Origin of the sequence: Paenibacillus sp. ov031, assembly GCF_900143165.1 — a bacterium.
Lineage (GTDB): Bacteria > Bacillota > Bacilli > Paenibacillales > Paenibacillaceae > Paenibacillus > Paenibacillus marchantiae.
Map to the genome: position 1 here is coordinate 689206 of NZ_FRDO01000002.1, position 18204 is coordinate 707409.

Here is an 18204-nt window from a genome sequence, read left to right on the forward strand (position 1 = left end):
AAAAAAAGAGCTAAGCACGGTTTTTAGCCGGCTTAGCTCTTTATCACCCGCATGGTAAACAGGTTACATACAGCTCGTTACATACGAACGACTGATTTCTCAGCCGTCAGTCCAAGCACCCGAGCGGTTGAAGCATGTACTTGGTTTAGAAGACTAAGATTGTCAACCAGTGATTCGCCATAGGAAGGAACCATTTCCTTGATCTTTGGTTCCCAGGCATCCATATGCTGCGGGAAGCACTTCTGGAGAATCTCCAGCATCACGTGAACAGCGGTTGAAGCCCCCGGTGAAGCTCCGAGCAATGCTGCAATCGAGCCATCCGCCGCAGTAACTACCTCCGTGCCGAATTGAAGGGTTCCTTTGCCGCCTTGAGCCGTGTCCTTAATCACCTGCACACGCTGGCCCGCCAGTACCATATCCCAATCCTCGCTCTTGGCATCTGGAACAAAGTCCCGCAATTCGGCCATGCGTTGTTCCTTGGATAACATGAGTTGTTGGATCAGGTATTTGGTTAGTGAAATTTCTTTGACGCCTGCCGCGAGCATCGTGAGCAAATTGTGCAGCTTCACGGACGTAATCAGATCGGCATTGGAGCCTGTTTTTAAGAATTTTGGCGAGAACCCGGCAAACGGTCCAAATAGCAGCGACTTCTGATTCTCAATAAATCGGGTATCCAAATGCGGAACAGACATTGGCGGAGCACCCACCGAAGCTTTTCCATATACTTTGGCATGATGCTGTTCCACGACTTTCGGATTTTTGCACACCATAAAGATGCCGCTAACCGGGAAACCGCCAATATGTTTACCTTCAGGAATGCCGGATTTTTGCAACAAATGTAAGCTGCCGCCCCCTGCCCCGATAAACACAAATTTCGCCGTATGGCGCTTGACTGCACCACTGCCCAGATCTTTCACTGTTAATTCCCAAGATCCATTGCTTGTGCGTTTCATATTCTTCACGCTATGTTGGTAGTGGATATCCACGTTTTGGCTCTTTAAGTGTTCCATTAGCATACGCGTTAAAGCACCAAAGTTAACGTCCGTACCGGAGTCAATTTTGGTGGCTGCAATCGGTTCATTGCCCGTGCGGTTTTTCATCATCAGCGGAATCCATTCCGCCAGTTTTTTCTTATTATCCGAGAATTCCATGCCAACGAATAACGGATGTTTCGATAACGCTTCAAAGCGTCTTTTTAGAAACAGGACATTCTGCTCTCCATGTACATAACTCAAATGAGGAAGCGGCATAATGAAGTCCCGTGGATTACGAATCAGATTGCTTTTGACGAGATAGGACCAAAATTGCCTTGAGATTTGAAAATGCTCATTCACCTTAATCGCTTTGCTAATATCTACGGATCCGTCTGGTCGTTCAACGGTATAGTTAAGTTCGCACAATGCTGAATGCCCGGTTCCGGCATTATTCCATTCGTTGGAGCTTTCCTCCCCCGCACTGGCGAGCTTCTCAAAAACCTTAATATTCCAGTCTGGTGCCAATTGTTTAAGCAAAGTTCCCAAAGTTGCACTCATAATTCCGGCACCAATCAAGATAACATCTGTACTCGTTTGTCCCTGGCTCATGTCTACCGTCCTTATATCCTATATTTGCCAAAAGGATGTAAGCGTTATCGATTTGGCATTGCAGCAAGCCCCATTCTTGAACAGGCCCGCCCCTTCTCTGAATGAATATAACCTTGATCTAGTGTATCAATAATATGGATCAATTTAAATATGCAATTTGAAGATATTTGCTATTCCATCAGTATACGCTAGTTTATGTCAGATAGATAACCCGGTTATAGGGCTGAAAGATTAATTTGTTCAATAAAAAGAGACAATTCTGGTTGCGTGGCCTGAATTGTCTCTGAAAAGTGAGAGGAATTGATGTTTGGGTTAGTGTTTATCTGTTTGCACACCATAATAGTGTTTTTATTGAGACTCCAGTTCCAGCAAGCTGTTCTCTAGTATTTGAATGTTTTTACTCTCCATTATTTTAGAGTTCAGTACAGCAACAAAATTTATGAATTCTCGGGCATTACTCACGATTTCCTTAGTAAAAGAAGCCATGCTAACATTAGCGCCTTTCCAAGTTGAATATCTAAACTCCTTAAACGGCTCAGTAATAAACAGATCCAGAATGACTTGTCGATCAGTATCTTCAACTAAACTGACTTCTAATTCCTTTTCCTGCGATTTAAACTCAAGCCATAAATTAGCGCTATCCGGGATTCGATATGCAACATAATTATGAACTTTAACCATTTTGGCAATGGTTATTAAGTCAACAAACCATCTAATGAGTCTTTCATTACCAAATGGACAATCTTCGAAGAACATGCCGTACTTATTACCGTTAAAGTCCAATTCAATAATTCCCTCTATATCTTGTTTCGTCTGATCAAATTGTTCCGCGGACATTTGTTTAATTTCATCAAAGTTATCAATTGCTTTGAAAGAAATAGCGAACATATTCATGCACTCCTAATCTAATAAATCACTAATTTTATATATATGAGTTCCATATATAGAATCAACATTACCATTTCTAATGAACACCTTAATCGGCTCATTAAAAACAGTAACGGTATGCAACCCTTCGTTTACTCCTTGTTGTTTCAGCTGACTGACGGCCACCGTTGACGCATCAGTTATTTTTTTATCCGACCACTCTTTATTAAAAAAAGATTTCCTACTTAACATTTCATTAATCTGCTCTTCAGACATTTTCTTTTGGAGATATGGAAGTTGTTGCTTCGTACTATTTACAGAATGTCTATTAATAACATGATCAATTAGATTTTGACTCAAATTAACTTTCTGCTCAACGGCTTTTGGAGATGTTTCAACCACACTCTTTTGAGTATTCCCCTGTGCATTACTATTCTTGGCTCTAGCGGCCTCCATATTATTCTTAATTTTTGCTGCCAAACCGGATGACGATGTTCGAAACGGTCCTGAACGTCCTGGAAAACTCCCACGAACTATCTGAATCGCCATAAACACTTGGGCAAACTTTAGAGAGGTAACCATGGTTCGAGCATAAGAATCAGAGACAGTTTCTCCTGTATAGGGATGTATTCCGTTCTGGAATGCCTTGATCTGTAGTGAAAATATATCATCTCCAGGTGGTTCAACCTTCACACCTTCCATGCGATTAACATCCAGATGTCCATGATCCTTCTCATACGCCTGAAGGGCAGCCTGATCCGCATCACCATCCTCGTTGACAGGCATCCACACCCACTTTCCAAACATATTGATTCGTGCCATCCGATATCCCTTATCACCCGAGCTTGAATCACCTGCTGAATTGGTCATGATTGCTGCGGCACCGACTGCTCCAGTTGCACCACCCAGACTTACCAACTGAGCATCTGCATCCTGGAAGCGCGTAGCGATGTCCTTCAATTCCTTTGATGTACTCACCATACTCTCCAACGCTTTATCCAGTATAGGGCGTGATTGCTCAAACTCATAGTAAAACCGCTCCTGCGTAGCCCCCATCCACATCGTCTGAATGAACATGATCTGTCTCATCAGATCACCCCGTATATGCTCCAACTGTTGTCTGGCCTGATCCATCTGATTCGATACGTGATGTAGTTGTTCAGGGGTAACTTTAATTGTACTCATACGTTTCTCCGCTCATTTAAAATAGGATTAACCAATGTTAGCAGAAGTTTGTAACATAGACCATCCGGCTAACATCCTGATTTGACCATTTTTTTAAAACATAAGCTGTACCCATCATCGGTGCTATAGTCCTATATGCATTTACCCATTTCAGAGTACTTATCACCAGCAAATAATCCCCTTACCCTATCTCCTCCAAAAACGCCCGATACCGCCCAACCTGCTCCTCCGTCGCACATTCCCGCAACGATTCCAATAGTGCCGCGCATTTTTTGAAATACCGATTCATCTCAAGCTCATCCGCTAACCTGAGTGCCTGCAAAATGAACTCCACCGCTTTCTTTTGCCTTCCCATCCATTGTTCGTATAAAGCCCGGTGATAACAATAATGGTACATATCTGCGTTGTTTGAAGAATCCAATTCTACACCAATACCTTGCACCTGACTCGCAAACATATGTAAAACTCGATCAATCTGCCAACAATACCTGACTGCCGCCTCAATGATCGTTCTCAGACCTGCTATACATTCCTCCGGATGCTCTAGCAGAAAATTCACATACTCCTCCAACAGCTCTGCATGCCCCGCTTCAATCTCCAGCGCATAACGATTCACCTGTGCTCGATGCCTCAACTCCTGCACTACCTGCGTTCCCGCCTCATCCAGCTCTTCCATCCACCCCGGCTCTGCATACTGGTCGATACACGCCCGCGCCTGATCCACCTGTCCCATCTTCTGGTGAGCCAACCCTCGCATCTGGAGGCTGAACCCGTGGTAATAGATCAACGGATGCTCAGTATGGATGTATTGTAAAGGTAATCCCTTGGTATAGTGTTCCTGTCGCTCTTCATGAATGCACTGCACACATTGATACAACATGTCCGCCCTCTCCATTACCTTGTTCCAATTTTCAAAAGCAACAGCCATGTCCAACATTTCAACAATGATGTCCGGTTTGAATGATTTTAGGATAGATTTACGCAAAAGGAAGCCTCCTTTATTATCTATTATCAAATCATTGTATAGTTAAATCAAAAGAAGATCAATATAAATTGTACTTATAAGTACTATTATATTCACAATCAATTTGTATCTGTTAGTCTGTAACGATTCTATAACCTCTTCTAACCTTAAGTGGAGGTGATCATATGAATTTACCAGAAAGTGTAGGGAATCGAATACGCGAGTTAAGAAAGGCCAAGGGTTGGACTCAAGAACAACTAGCAGAAGCAGCAGGTCTTCATTACAGCTATATTGGTGGGGTTGAACGGGGAGATCGAAATATTTCTCTGGAGACTCTAGAAAAAATAATAAATGGATTTCAGGTTCCTGCTGAAGAAATCTTCAAATTCAACGAAGAATCCGAATACAAAAGAGCTTTGGATGAACATATAACATTAATAAGTGGTAAAAACGCAGATGAAATCGCATCATTAACGAAAATTAATAAAGAGATTCTGAATACTATAGAAAAGCTACAAAAAAGTTCTGATTAAACACATCAGCATCGAAATCAAAAAGAGTGGAGTAACCCTCACACTCTTTTTTAATTTCATGAATCTACAAAACAACACCCTCAAACTCCGCAAACTCAATCCGATTACGCCCATTCTGCTTCGCCTGATATAACGCCTTATCCACCGCAGCGAACAGTTGAATCAGATACCCCTCCGGGTTATCCGGTACATGCTCCAATTCAAAATCCTCAATGGACAAAATTCCTATACTGATCGTAATGGACACCTGTTCAATCTCGTGATCCACTACAATGCGGTTGGACTCTACCGACAATCTCACGCGTTCTGCAATTTGATTAGCCACGTCATGCTCCGTGTGCGGAAGGTAGATCATAAATTCCTCCCCGCCATATCGCGTTAGAATATCGGTACTCCGAATGGATTCTTTGACAGCCTGAGCCGTGCGATGCAGCACTTCATCCCCGATGACATGTCCGTAGCGATCATTGATCGCTTTGAAATAATCAATATCCAGCAGTATGAGTGAAAACGGCGTTTTATATTGAATGTTGGTGATAACCTCGTGATTCAGATGTTGGGTCAGATAACGACGGTTGTAGCAGTTCGTCAGACTGTCCGTCAGGGCGAGTTCTTCCAGCTTGCGATTGGCCTCGGACAACTCCAGACGAATGCGATCCAGGGCATGATTACGCTCCTGAAGCGTCTCATTCTGCCTATTCATTTCTTTGACATAGAAGCGCTCTTGAGAGACATCCTGGAACGTAAGGATATGACCCCTGGGTGCGCGCGCAGCATCCACAATGGGAGACGCTTGGAGGATATAATGACGGATGTCATCCCGCCCCACGAGTACTTCAATTTGAGACAAGGTGTTGTCTTTTTGCTTATACTCCTCCAGGAACTTCTGGCGGCTACCCTCTACACGAACAAAACCCAGAAATGCCTCCATATCAAAACAATCCCCCACATGCAGATCCATGAAGGATCGGGAGGCTTTGTTCAATTCAATAATCATCTCATTCTCATCCAGTACAAGGATGCCGTAAGGAATGGTATTGATTACATCCTCATGGGCGATGGAAACCAGATCAAACACATTGTACCTTTTTATGACATAGACGAAGAAAAGGTCGGACACGAAAATCCCCAGTGAAGTCAGTCCGGGAATGATGAACGGTAAATACGCTCTTAGAACCACATTAAGCAGAGCATCGATTGTTGCAAAAGCAGCCAGCACGAATATGCCCCTTAGCGTAACTTTCACCTGATTTTTAATCATGGAAGACGTTCGAGAAGAATAAAGTGCCCGGAATAAAATAAAGAGGGACGTTACAAAGTAACTCACGAGTATAGCCATGACAACCCAGAACCAGTGTCCATATTCCCGCTCGACATAACCGCCTTCAAGTGGAGTTACAAACCACCCCCATGGGTTCAGGATCACGCCAACCGCTCCAATAACCGCAGGTATGAACAATAGTAAGGATCTTTTTGGGCCTAATCGCTCCGCCTCACCCGTAATGAAGATTGTAAGCAGCAGCCAACCACTCCCGAGTAAGGAAACGGCAACAAAAGATAACGTAACATAGAACAACTGCAAGCCTGGATCTTTCGTCAACGTACTCGCAAATTGACAGAATGGCCAGAGCATCATCAACCCATGAAACAAAAAGTAAACCTTATGTAAGTTCGTAATTCTAACCGTAGCAAAAACATATACGTATACACCAAACAATAGGACGAATAGAAAGAGATCATACCATACTAATGGGCTCACGAATCTTCTCCTTTTTGCATGCGACAACGAGGATAGTATTGAACTGGGTTATTCCTTAACGCTATGTGAATCTTCGATAAACCTATAAAAGATATTCCTATATTATTGCTATTGGTTAATTTAACCACATCTTATCACACCGCTAATGGGGTGAGTAGCCCATACAATGGCAAACCAACCAACCTCTGTTTGAATTTTGCGCAATTTTTGCGTTTTTGTGAATGAAATTGAACGTTTAGATGTAAACCGGGAGGAAAGAAGACCTTGTTAGCTGTCGTAAGAAGCAAGCAGGTACGTATGTAGAGCCCTCCGTCACCGGACGGCCCTCTCCTCATTCGTGTACAGTAGTCAAAGGCAAATTGTCCGAGAACAAATCCGGATTATCTTGGAGCATGCTCGTGATTACTTCCGTCAACAAGGCCGCATCACACACTCTGACAGCCGCATCGCCAAGCTGCCCCTTACGCATCGCACCTTTACGTTCAAGAACGTCATCCACTTTCCAAAAATGCTCCGACCACGACAATCCGCAATGTCTCCGAGAAGGCACTGAAATTTCGGTTCCATCGGGTAAAACCGTGCGTAACATCTCAGGCTCATCCGTTAATCTGCCCGGGATGTCGACCCATTCTTCGATACCATGGATAAACGTATTCCGTTTCAGATCAACGCCCACCAAAAGGATGGTTGCCTTCCGATCGAGCAGCTTCCCCCAGGCTGAGCCTCTAGCACAAGGTGTATCGAAAAGATGATCGTCCTTCGTAAATGCTTCGGCGTCGCGTCCCAGAGCAGCTACCGAATGTGTAGGGTGCCAAGAACGTACTACTTCAGGTCGTTTGCGAAATAGCTCAGGCAGAATACCGACACAGCATGGTGAGGATTCCACGTGGAACATCGGATTGTCCGCATTGATCGTGGACCATGTATGCGTTGGCAATACCAGCAGTCCGTCCTTCATATACTCGGTGAATGCATCCAACACCGTATCCGCACCGCCTTCGACTTCGCCCATGCTTTTCATGGAAGAGTGAACGAGCAGCGTCCCTTGGTCGTCAATACCGAGCTGACGCAGTTGGTGGAGCAAACTTTCTTGCGTATGTATCATGAATAGATAACCTCCTTTGGGCTATTATAGCAAAATAGAACGTAGACGACGGTACTAACGTTATCCTTTGTATTGGAGAGAGCATGAGACCCGTTTCAGGCCATACACCATGCGCCTCACGGCAAGACAAAGGGCCGGGGAACCCCCCGGCCATAAGGAAAGAATTTGTATAAGTTCATGATTAACAAAACTATTTAATCACAACGTACTCCAGGTTCACCAATTTCGCATAGGTCACGATTTGATCCGTAGTCAGGTTCAAAGATACTACGGTATGGTGACCGCCGCCATTCTCGATCCAAGCTCTAACCCCATCCTGGAAGTTGGGCTTCACGTTCCACAATACACGTGCTACAGGCAGATTAGGCGCTGGAACTGTCGGTTCAAATGCAGATACTTCGTTGATCAACAATTTGTAATGTGTTCCGAAGTCTGCCATGGAAACCACGACGCCTTCTCCTGCTTTGCCATCGAATACGAGACGCGCAGGATCTTCACGATCGCCAATACCCAGTGGGGACACGATGATTTTAGGTTTATTGCTGGCGAGTGTCGGGTCTACTTCAAGCATATGGGATTGAAGGATAGCCTCTTGACCAGCTGCCATCTCGTACGTGTAATCCTCCATGAAGCCCGTGTTTTCGTTATGGGCCATGACTTTGAGCAAGCGGTCGAGTGCAGCCGTTTTCCAGTCACCCTCTCCAGCAAAGCCGTACCCTTGAGCCATCAGACGTTGAACAGCCAGACCCGGAAGTTGCTTCATGCCATGCAGATCTTCGAAGTTAGTGGTAAAGGCACCGTATCCACCCTCGTCCAGGAAACGTTTGATCGCAATTTCATAACTTGCTTGTACACGTACGCTAGCTTCCCAAGCTTCCTTACTGTTCGTGCCATAATCTAATTCATACAACTCTGCATACTGAGCGATCAAATCATCGATTTCTTGCTCCGTTACGGCATTCACGTATTGCACGAGGTCGCCGATACCGAAATAATCGACAGTCCATCCGAATTGGATCTGTGCTTCCACTTTATCGCCTTCGGTTACGCCCACATTGCGCATGTTATCACCGAAGCGAGCAACTTTGATGTTAAAGCTTTCATTATAAGCTACAGCTACATCCATCCAATCCGCAACCTGCTGCTGCACTTCTGGACGCTCCCAGTAGCCAACGACGATTTTATTTTGTTTTCTCAGGCGTGCATTGATGAAGCCATATTCGCGGTCACCGTGAGCCGCTTGGTTCAGGTTCATGAAATCCATGTCGATTGTCGCCCATGGAATGCTTTCATTGAATTGTGTCGCGAGATGAAGCAACGGTTTTTGCAGCAATTTCGTACCCCGAATCCACATTTTCGCAGGTGAGAACGTATGCATCCAAGTGATCACACCCGCTACCTCGTCGCGATAGTTGACTTCCTTCATCGTACTCGTGATTTTATCTGCGCTTACCGCGAGATCCTGCAATACGAGCGGGTATGGCAGAACGCCACTTGCATTAAGGGCATCCGTAATTTTCTGTGCGTTGGCTTTAACCTCACCCAGTGCTTCTTCCCCGTACAGATGCTGCGAACCTACGACAAACCAAAACTGTTTAGCTGCTGTTGCTGACATGTAATCATCCTCATTTCATTATTTTATAGTTGAACATATGGGTTTACACTAACCACTCCGATGACAGAATAACCTTCTTATCGCTGTTATCCCCAGATTTTTTGATTCCCTTTTATAAAGGGGAAAATCCGGGGATAAAGGCGAACGCTCCGCTTCTTCAGGTTATTTCTGCCCTCTCCGTTATCGTGTAAAAAGTATAGTTGAACAAGTCATTCCCACACTAAACCACTTGGAAGCCAGAACATGCTTCCAGTCACTGTTATAACCAAATTACTTTTGTCCGTAGTACGCGTCTTTTCCGTGTTTCCGCAAATAGTGTTTATCCAAAATGCCTTGCGGCAGTTCTTTTGCAAAGTTATTCAATTGCCGCGCATACAGGTTCATTTTGCATACTTCCTCCAGCACGACGCTGTTTACAACCGCCGACTTGGCGTCTTTCCCCCATGTAAACGGTGCATGTCCATGAAGCAGAACTGCCGGGATTGCCATCACATCCAGCCCGCGCTGTTCAAATGTTTCAATAATGAGACGGCCCGTCTCCGCTTCGTATCCGCGATCAACTTCATCCTGGTTCAAGAAACGGGCACAAGGTACGGCACCATAGAAGGTGTCAGCATGCGTCGTCCCCATCACGGGTACGTCCAGACCAGCTTGCGCCCAGATGGTCGCCCAAGTGGAATGAGTATGCACAATGCCGCCGATTTCCGGGTAATGTTTGTATAGCACCGCATGTGTCGCAGTATCCGAAGAAGGCCTCATGTCCCCCTCTACTACATTGCCGTCCAAATCCACCACTACCATGTCGCTCGCTTTCATCTTGTCATAGCTGACACCGCTCGGTTTGATGACAAACAGACCACTTTCCCGATCCATCGCGCTGACATTACCCCATGTGAACTTCACAAGTCCGTGCTTCGGCAGCTCGAGATTCGCCTCATAGACCTCTTCTTTCAGTTGTTCTAACATGTGTTAGTCCCTCCCGTTCTCTACCAGATGATCTACCGCCGCCTGCTCAATCGCGAGGCCCTTCCGATAACGTTCGATAAATGCTTCAAACCCTTTGACATCCGATGCATCCGGTGCAACTTCCTCACCCTCGACATCGCTGAAGACCTTCTGCTCAAGGAACACATCCAGACTCTCCTGCTGATCTTTGTTGATCATGTACGAGGCCAGAAGCGCCATACCCCATGCGCCGCCTTCACCCGCTGTAGACATGACTGACACCGGCACGTTCATCGCTGCGGCTACAATCCGCTGACCGACGACAGGGGTCTTGAACAGACCACCATGAGCCAAAATGCTGTCAATCGCCACATGCTCGTTCTTCGTCAAAATGTCCATGCCGAGCTTGAGTGCACCAAAAGCGGTGAACAGATGCGTGCGCATGAAGTTCGCCAGATTGAAGTTGCTTTCCGGGGAGCGGACGAACAATGGACGGCCTTTATCGATGCCGGTAATGTTTTCACCCGAGTAATAACCGTAGCTCAGCAAACCGCCACCATCCGGGTCGGCTTCCAACGCCTTATTGAACATCACGCTGAACAATTTACCGGTGTCGACTTCGTATCCCATCGCCTCGGAGAATTCACGGAATAATCCAAGCCAGGCGTTGATGTCACTGGAGCAGTTGTTGGCATGCACCATGCCTACCGGACTGCCGTCTGGTGTTGTAACCATATCGATCTCGGGATACACTTTGGACAATTCCTTCTCCAAGACGATCATTGCGAACACGGAGGTGCCGACGGAGATGTTGCCCGTACGCTTCCTCACGCTATTCGTTGCTACCATGCCCGTTCCGGCATCGCCTTCTGGCGGACACAGTGGAATGCCTGACTGCAAATCATTCGAAGGGTCGAGTAGCTTGGCTCCCGCTTCGGTTAACTCACCAGCATTCTCACCAGCGAGGTAAACCTTGGGAAGAAGGTCTTCGACCTTCCACGGATAACCTTTACTTGCGATCAGTTCATCGAACTGCTTGATCATGGATGGGTGATAGTTATGCGTAGACTCGTCGATTGGGAAAATGCCGGAAGCATCGCCTATACCGATGGCTTTATTGCCCGTCAGCAGCAAGTGTATGTAACCAGCCAGAGTTGTCAGGTGATCGATGCGAGGTACATGGGTCTCTTCGTTCAAGATCGCTTGGTACAAATGAGCGATGCTCCAACGTTCCGGTATATTGAACTGTAGAAGATCCGTCAGCTCCCTCGCAGCCTTCCCGGTGGTCGCATTACGCCACGTCCGGAAGGGTACAAGCAGTTCTCCAGCGCTGTCCAAGGCTATATATCCATGCATCATGGCGGAGAATCCGATGGAGCCTACCGTTTGCAGCGTGATCCCGTATTTCCGCTCTACATCTTGCTTCATCTCACGATACGCAGTCTGAAGACCTGTGATGATATCCTCCTGGTTGTATGTCCAATATCCGTCTTTCAGGAGGTTCTCCCATTCATAACTGCCTGACGCGATGGTCTCAAAACGTTCGTCAATCAGCACCGCCTTGATTCGCGTCGATCCAAATTCGATGCCTAGTGAAGTGGCTCCCTTGGTAATCGCTTCTTTCATATCCACATGACTCATGATCACGTAGTCCCCTCTCTGACCACAGTAGGTAAAGTAACAATATAATTGCCTTAAAGATGATTAAATTGGATTCATATTTCGGTTCATTGAAAAGAATGCGCTTTCCTTTTATGACAGCCTTAGTATATTTTTTGTACGTACATTTGTCAATAATATATAATAGTTATACTTACATTAGTTAAGATATAACGTCTAAACGATCTCATTTCTGTCCTCAAAAGGTTATGTTGTAAGGTACACATCTCTATTTCAAGACGGGATTTGTACGGTTTATTTTGTAAAACTGGCTGCTTTATTTCCATTCAGATCGATTCATGATAAAATATGTACGTACAACTATGAATATGACGATGTTTTTTTATAGATAAGTAACGATGAAAGAAGTGGACTGCGTGAAGCCAAAGTATCAGGTCATCATTGACGATATCAAAAGCAATATCCTATCGGGAACCTATAGCGTAGGCGAACAAATCCCTACCGAATCCGCACTGCAGGACAGCTACAACGTGAGCCGCCAGACGGTACGAAAGGCCATTTTGGAGCTATCGAACGAGGGATTTTTGAGAAGTGAGAAAGGTTCCGGCACCTATGTAAGCAATCTGTATAGATCCAGAACCGGCGGGAACACGATGAAAAAAACAATCGGCGTCATCACGACGTACATCTCCGATTACATCTTCCCCTCCATTATCCGCGGTATTGAAGGCCGATTGAATGAGGACAATTATTCGTTGCTGTTAGCCAGCACCAATAACGATGTTGAACAAGAGAAAAAGGCGCTCGAGATGATGCTGTCCTACGGTGTGGATGGCCTGATCGTCGAACCGACCAAGAGCAACTTGTACAACCCCAACATAGCGTACTATCTTTCCTTTAAGGAACAGGATGTACCGTTTACAATGATCAATGCCTTTTATGAAGAGCTGGAGGTGCCTTTCTTCTGTCTGGATGACGTGCAGTCCAGCTATCTAGCTACCCGGGAACTGATCGCCAAAGGACATAGCCAGATCGGCATTATCGCGAAAATGGATGATTTACAAGGGAAGTATCGGATGAAGGGATATATCAAAGCGCTGGGCGAAGCCAAGTTACGGTTTCATCCCGAGCAAGTGCTGTCGTTCGATACGGCATCGAAGCCGGACCTCTCCACCAATCTGGAGGTGTTTCTGGAGGAAAACAAAGATGCGCTAACATCCCTTGTCTGTTACAACGATGAGGTGGGGCTAGAAGTCGTACATGCATGTAGAAAGCTGGGCATTTCCATTCCTGACGAGTTATCCATTATCGGCCAGGACAATTCTTATATCGCCAAGAACGCCAACATCAAACTCACGACATTAACTCATCCCCAAGAGCAAATGGGCCGTGACGCTGCGGATTGGGTCATCAAGAAACTGCAAGGCAAAAAGGATCTGCCCACCAACACCTATTACCAGCCAGTGCTGGTTGAGGGCGAGACAGTAAAAGAGATTGAGTTGGAATAGTATTGGGACTAAGCATGAAAAAAGGGCCGTTGAATTATTCAACGGCCCTTTTTTATATATAAGTAATTAACTTACTCCCACCGAGTAGAAACCGAATCTACTTCGTTTCAGCTTCATCGTCATATTCCAAACTTACAATGACACCTTTCTTCTCCAGTTTTTTTATAACCTGCTCCGCCTGTTCATTCAACGGATTGCCGGCCAACGATACCTCTATTAAATGGGGTATGGTGTCGAGCACTGCAATATCTTGAATGAGGTTATCCTCCACATAAAGATACTCCAACGTCGGATGGTTCTTTAACGGACTTAAATCTTGAATTTTATTTCCACCCATAATAATCCACTCTAGATTTATTTTCTGAAGAGGACTTAGGTCTGCTACCTGATTGCCGCTGGCAAGCAAACTGGTCAACTTATGTAAATTTTTCAATGGCGTTAGATTTTTAATTTGATTACCACTAACCAGTAGACTTTCTAGATTACTTAACCCGGAGAGTGGGGATAAATCTGAGATCTTATTCCCTTCAAGAACTAAAAACTCTAGTTTTTTCAACTTGCTGAGCGATGTAATATTTCTTATTTTATGACCGGGCATAATTAGATCCACCAGGTTAACGGCTTGTTCAAGTCCTTGCAAATTGGAAATCTTATTTTTGGTATCCTCGGCATATAACGATTTTAATTTCTTCAGATCGCTCGTCTTCACTTCTTTTTCAGATGATATCTTCAATGTTTCCCGAATAACTTTTGCCAGGGCCACATCTTTAATAACAGGTGCAGCCGACATGGTTGTTGCCGGTAATAATATGAGAACCAAACAAAATACAATCATATTTTTTACGAATTGAATGGGCATTTCGAGTCTCCTTTAAGCATCTTAAATTATGTGTCAAATGTATATATGAAATTTCCAAAAAAGTACATCTTTTACGATGGTACTTCCTTTCTATACCTTTGTCCATAAGATCCTGTCATTCTATCATCAGTAGCACAGCAGGCAAGCAATATAACAATTTTGTTCAAATAAACTTCAAAACATCATATAATAACCACTTAACAAACCATTAAAACTGGTATATTATACAATTGTAGCAAAATTTTATTATATTTCGAGAGGGGATTTTAAACTTGAAAAAGACGCTTTCTATGGTTGTCGTCATGAATCTATTTCTCAGTTTTGCCTTCGGCTTTCAAGCGTTTGCAGACGATGACATGGCCGAATCGGGAGTTCACCCTGATGCCCATGTCGCAGAACAGGTAATGCAGCCAAGTGAGGAAATGATATCCACACTTACCAAGGATGTTTCTGAGTTGGATTCGTCCAAACTGAAGAATCATCGGGTAAAAGTACCTGTAAACTTGGAATCGGCTACCGCGTCTTCAGAATTACAAAAGGGACTCATTTCGGCTCCGCAATCGATTATCGCTACAGCCACAGCAGAGACTAATACATACACGGGCTACATCCAACAAGAAGGTACGTCCAGCTTTTTATACCCTATTTATGTACAACCGGGAAGCATACTGCAAGTACAAATGGATAATCCGGCATCGGCGCAGCTAGATTACGATCTATATCTCTACGAATTTGACATGTCCACTGGTGATTTGAACCCAACTCCAATTGATTATTCAATATATGGAACGTATCTGAATAACTACGGAAACGGATCAAGAACCTTGTCTGAAAATGTCGGCACGAAAAATAGCACCGCCAGTTCCAAAGCCTACTTAATTGAAGCCTACGGCGCAGTTGGAGGCAGCATCAATGAAGCATTCACCCTAACCGTTTCAACTAGCTCAACCTATGATTCATACGAGACAGATGAAAATGCACTTCATGCTTATCCTTTCACGGTTGCGACTGGTGGCTCTACTCTTTCAAGCCGCTCCATTAATTCGGAGGTCGATCAGGATTGGTATAAGATCACGGTTCCCGAAAGCAGAAATTACGATGCCATGCATATCGATCTGGATCAAGCCTCTGTAGGTAATGGCTATAAGGCGGAATTGTATGGTGCATTAAGCAACAATCGTATGGCACTAATGCCCTCCACCAACGGCAATGTGTCTCTAGGCACGGGCACATATTATTTGCGAGTGTATACAGCAAGTAACTATTCGGATAACAACTATTCATTACACCTTCAACCAGTGTTAAGAGCGGATAAAGTCGTGATCACAGGTTATAATTCTAATGGCGGTCCGAATGACTACCCCACATATGCCTATGGACGCTACTACCGGATTACGGGAACCAGTTTTACGGTGACTGGCGTTGCCGCGACTTCAGATAACTATGCGGTAGCCAATGCGGAAGTAGAAGTCCTTTGGGAGAATGATTATTGGACGGAAGGCAGTAACAACAGATATCGGAGTGCAAAGGTTATGACAAACAGCAGCGGCCAATTCACTGCTACGTTATCCCTGCCTCCTTCAACCGGGAGCATAAGTCAATACTTGCCTGGAGCTATAAGCTTCACTCACTACTATGATATTTGTGGTGTGCTGGCGAAGGTAACGAATCGTCCGAGTGCAAATGATACAGATATTGTGTATCACTTTGCCTACAGTATTTACGGAGGTTAAACAGATCAAGAAAAAGCAATGGGCGATTCGTCAACATGCCTGTTGCTTTTTTTGTCCAATCATATTAAAAATATGGAATATTATTCCGATAGTATGAAGAGAAGTGAATTATTGGAATACATTAATCGAATAGGAGTGTGTATTTATGAAGGTTCAAAGTACGACTCAGTTTGACCTCAATACCTACATTCAATCGAAACAACGCGCGGATAAGCCCTCTTTAGTCACAGGCACGATACCCGAACTGTCGCATAACAACGACACAGTGGAGATTAGTCCGGCTTCCAGGCAGTTGGCAGCATCCGATATTGTAAATCATTCCGCTACATATTTTGGAACCGTTCAAATCAATGATTCCTTAAATCGCCTACTCACAGATCAACCCTCGGAGGTGAAGGAGGCTGTCTATGGCATCATTCAAGCCAACCTCATTACTAACATAACCGAGGAAGAGGACAGATCAGCATTGCTGGAATTGGGTCTCACACAAGCAAAGTATATCGCGGATAACTATATGAAAGGGGATAAAGCGACGGAATTCATGGATACGATTCGTCAAATCGCCGCCATCTCCACAACCAGAACGGTAGATCCTGAGACGAAAGAAATCCATTATGAGACTCCTCCTCAGAGACCTGTTGGCGCTCCAGATGATTATATCGATCTAACCTATATGATGAAGAAATTTGAACCCAAAACGCTGGATAAGCTCCAGGATGCAATTGTGAACGGAAAAGACTGGAACAGCATTCTTCAAAGCTTCGCCAAAAATGTATCGACTAATCAGGACTGGTTGAAGGAATACAAAGAGGACGTAGCCAAATCTACGGGGAATATCGCTGGGGAGAACAGATTCGAAAAAGCCTCTACTTCCAGCTTGTCTGAGTTTGCCCAAGATATCAAGAACATGATCGCTCATGCTGGATTAGTAAATAGCGATTTTCTGACAGACAATATAGAAGCATTTATACGAACCTTGGCAATCCCGAAATCCAATGGATAATGGAGAAGATTCACCAACATGAGTGACAAGCATGCCACTGAGAATCAAGATAAGAATGTTATACATACCTAAATTGATTCTCAGTGATGTCATGCCCTACACCACTTTTCTTTATTTGAATTTAATGTCAGCCACTTGGCCACTTTCAACAAAACCTATATTTTGATAAACCTTATTCGCATCAGGGTTCTTCAAATCAGCATATAGCATCGGATCTAAACCCTCTGATATGAGGATAGAACATAATTCTGCTACAACTGCACTTGCATATCCTTTCTTACGAAAGGCAGATGGTGTATATACTGCATTAATTCTCGCATGTCTTGGAGAGCGATGTGCAATATTAGCCATGGACACAGGGTAACCATCTACCAGCCATAGATACAGATTACCTGTTTCTATAGCCGACTCTGCTGCTGAGAGTTGACTAGATGGTTCAACTTTAACTCCATAAGCCCCTTCTGAGAAACCAGCTAAAAATTCCGCCACGGTCTCCAAATGCTGTCTTGTAGCTAGGTGCAGTGTCCCTTCTACATGAACTGGTTTCCTTACCTCTGAACAAACGTAGGATTCCATCATCATATAAGGAACAGATTGAACCTCGTTAGCCTCTGAGAATACCTCAGAAAAGTGTCCAACAGTCGCCTGATCTCCTGATATCCCCGGAAGCTCATTTCCCTTGAGAAATTCTAAAAGTTCTTGCAAGAGCTTGTTCTTTGGTTCAGCTGCAAGTTCTTTGGAAATCCACAACCAAGCGTTGTGCCCTTCGGTCTGGGCAAAGATCATTGTTTCATTAGATGCTTTTAGACAGGTTGAACGCTCTGACTCGCATATACGATGAATAAGATTGTACTGGACTTCATCGGCCATAAACATATTCTGATGCAGCACTTGATCGTTTACACCAAACTTCTGCAACATACCC

15 protein-coding genes are annotated in these 18204 nt (G+C 44.6%); 4 read left to right on the forward strand and 11 right to left on the reverse strand.

Annotation, left to right across the window (positions count from 1 at the left end; genetic code table 11):
* Positions 1-77: 77 nt before the first annotated feature.
* The 4 genes from BUA17_RS13210 to BUA17_RS13225 all read right to left on the reverse strand — a co-directional run bounded on the left by BUA17_RS13210 (position 78) and on the right by BUA17_RS13225 (position 4620).
* Entirely contained in the window at positions 78-1583 is a 1506-nt protein-coding gene (locus BUA17_RS13210) for a malate:quinone oxidoreductase (protein ID WP_072733897.1), read from the reverse strand.
* Between the two features lie 348 nt (positions 1584-1931).
* Positions 1932-2471: a hypothetical protein gene (locus tag BUA17_RS13215; RefSeq protein WP_072733898.1), complete on the reverse strand. Its 540-nt coding sequence runs from the start codon at positions 2469-2471 to the stop codon at positions 1932-1934.
* A 12-nt stretch (positions 2472-2483) separates the two neighbouring features.
* Positions 2484-3635, reverse strand: a complete 1152-nt coding sequence (locus BUA17_RS13220; RefSeq protein WP_072733899.1) for a WXG100 family type VII secretion target — start codon at positions 3633-3635, stop codon at positions 2484-2486.
* Positions 3636-3816: 181 nt separating this feature from the next.
* Positions 3817-4620, reverse strand: a complete 804-nt coding sequence (locus BUA17_RS13225) for a DNA-binding protein (RefSeq protein WP_083584697.1) — start codon at positions 4618-4620, stop codon at positions 3817-3819.
* 164 nt (positions 4621-4784) lie between these two features.
* Between BUA17_RS13225 and BUA17_RS13230 the strand changes: the two genes are divergently transcribed.
* A complete protein-coding gene (locus BUA17_RS13230) occupies positions 4785-5132 on the forward strand; it encodes a helix-turn-helix domain-containing protein (RefSeq protein ID WP_064641512.1) in 348 nt (115 codons plus the stop codon).
* Between the two features lie 64 nt (positions 5133-5196).
* On the opposite strand, the gene BUA17_RS13235 is transcribed toward BUA17_RS13230, so the two are convergent.
* From BUA17_RS13235 to BUA17_RS13255, 5 genes are all read right to left on the reverse strand, one after another.
* Positions 5197-6891 carry a histidine kinase N-terminal 7TM domain-containing diguanylate cyclase gene (locus BUA17_RS13235; protein WP_072733900.1) on the reverse strand — a complete coding sequence of 565 codons (1695 nt, stop codon included), beginning with the start codon at positions 6889-6891 and terminating at the stop codon, positions 5197-5199.
* Between the two features lie 331 nt (positions 6892-7222).
* Positions 7223-7996 (reverse strand): AAC(3) family N-acetyltransferase, encoded by a 774-nt coding sequence (locus tag BUA17_RS13240; protein WP_072733901.1) that lies wholly within the window; start codon positions 7994-7996, stop codon positions 7223-7225.
* Between the two features lie 190 nt (positions 7997-8186).
* Entirely contained in the window at positions 8187-9611 is a 1425-nt protein-coding gene (gene araA / locus BUA17_RS13245; protein ID WP_072733902.1) for an L-arabinose isomerase, read from the reverse strand.
* Between the two features lie 270 nt (positions 9612-9881).
* Complete coding sequence (locus BUA17_RS13250; RefSeq protein WP_063565793.1) at positions 9882-10577, reverse strand: L-ribulose-5-phosphate 4-epimerase; 696 nt, start codon at positions 10575-10577, stop codon at positions 9882-9884.
* 3 nt (positions 10578-10580) lie between these two features.
* On the reverse strand, positions 10581-12197 hold the full coding sequence (locus BUA17_RS13255; RefSeq protein ID WP_072733903.1) for a xylulokinase: 1617 nt from the start codon (positions 12195-12197) through the stop codon (positions 10581-10583).
* Between the two features lie 395 nt (positions 12198-12592).
* Between BUA17_RS13255 and BUA17_RS13260 the strand changes: the two genes are divergently transcribed.
* Positions 12593-13684 carry a GntR family transcriptional regulator gene (locus BUA17_RS13260; protein ID WP_072733904.1) on the forward strand — a complete coding sequence of 364 codons (1092 nt, stop codon included), beginning with the start codon at positions 12593-12595 and terminating at the stop codon, positions 13682-13684.
* Positions 13685-13781: 97 nt separating this feature from the next.
* Here the strand turns inward: BUA17_RS13260 and BUA17_RS13265 are convergent, their stop codons facing one another.
* Positions 13782-14543 carry a leucine-rich repeat domain-containing protein gene (locus BUA17_RS13265; protein ID WP_072733905.1) on the reverse strand — a complete coding sequence of 254 codons (762 nt, stop codon included), beginning with the start codon at positions 14541-14543 and terminating at the stop codon, positions 13782-13784.
* Positions 14544-14806: 263 nt separating this feature from the next.
* Between BUA17_RS13265 and BUA17_RS13270 the strand changes: the two genes are divergently transcribed.
* Positions 14807-16276, forward strand: coding sequence for a hypothetical protein (locus BUA17_RS13270; protein ID WP_139295658.1), 1470 nt, complete (start codon positions 14807-14809; stop codon positions 16274-16276).
* 145 nt (positions 16277-16421) lie between these two features.
* Positions 16422-17279 (forward strand): hypothetical protein, encoded by an 858-nt coding sequence (locus BUA17_RS13275; RefSeq protein WP_072733906.1) that lies wholly within the window; start codon positions 16422-16424, stop codon positions 17277-17279.
* A 111-nt stretch (positions 17280-17390) separates the two neighbouring features.
* Here BUA17_RS13275 and BUA17_RS13280 read toward each other — a convergent pair whose 3' ends face one another.
* Positions 17391-18200, reverse strand: a complete 810-nt coding sequence (locus BUA17_RS13280) for a GNAT family N-acetyltransferase (protein ID WP_063565789.1) — start codon at positions 18198-18200, stop codon at positions 17391-17393.
* Positions 18201-18204: the final 4 nt, after the last annotated feature.

Excerpts from the sequence above, each read along its gene's own strand:
- BUA17_RS13210 (WP_072733897.1), bottom strand. The coding sequence starts at position 1,583 with ATGAGCCAGGGACAAACGAGTACAGATGTTATCTTGATTGGTGCCGGA.
- BUA17_RS13215 (WP_072733898.1), bottom strand. The coding sequence starts at position 2,471 with ATGTTCGCTATTTCTTTCAAAGCAATTGATAACTTTGATGAAATTAAA.
- BUA17_RS13220 (WP_072733899.1), bottom strand. The coding sequence starts at position 3,635 with ATGAGTACAATTAAAGTTACCCCTGAACAACTACATCACGTATCGAAT.
- BUA17_RS13230 (WP_064641512.1), top strand. The coding sequence starts at position 4,785 with ATGAATTTACCAGAAAGTGTAGGGAATCGAATACGCGAGTTAAGAAAG.
- BUA17_RS13240 (WP_072733901.1), bottom strand. The coding sequence starts at position 7,996 with ATGATACATACGCAAGAAAGTTTGCTCCACCAACTGCGTCAGCTCGGT.
- araA (WP_072733902.1), bottom strand. The coding sequence starts at position 9,611 with ATGTCAGCAACAGCAGCTAAACAGTTTTGGTTTGTCGTAGGTTCGCAG.
- BUA17_RS13250 (WP_063565793.1), bottom strand. The coding sequence starts at position 10,577 with ATGTTAGAACAACTGAAAGAAGAGGTCTATGAGGCGAATCTCGAGCTG.
- BUA17_RS13255 (WP_072733903.1), bottom strand. The coding sequence starts at position 12,197 with ATGAGTCATGTGGATATGAAAGAAGCGATTACCAAGGGAGCCACTTCA.
- BUA17_RS13265 (WP_072733905.1), bottom strand. The coding sequence starts at position 14,543 with ATGCCCATTCAATTCGTAAAAAATATGATTGTATTTTGTTTGGTTCTC.
- BUA17_RS13275 (WP_072733906.1), top strand. The coding sequence starts at position 16,422 with ATGAAGGTTCAAAGTACGACTCAGTTTGACCTCAATACCTACATTCAA.
- BUA17_RS13280 (WP_063565789.1), bottom strand. The coding sequence starts at position 18,200 with ATGTTGCAGAAGTTTGGTGTAAACGATCAAGTGCTGCATCAGAATATG.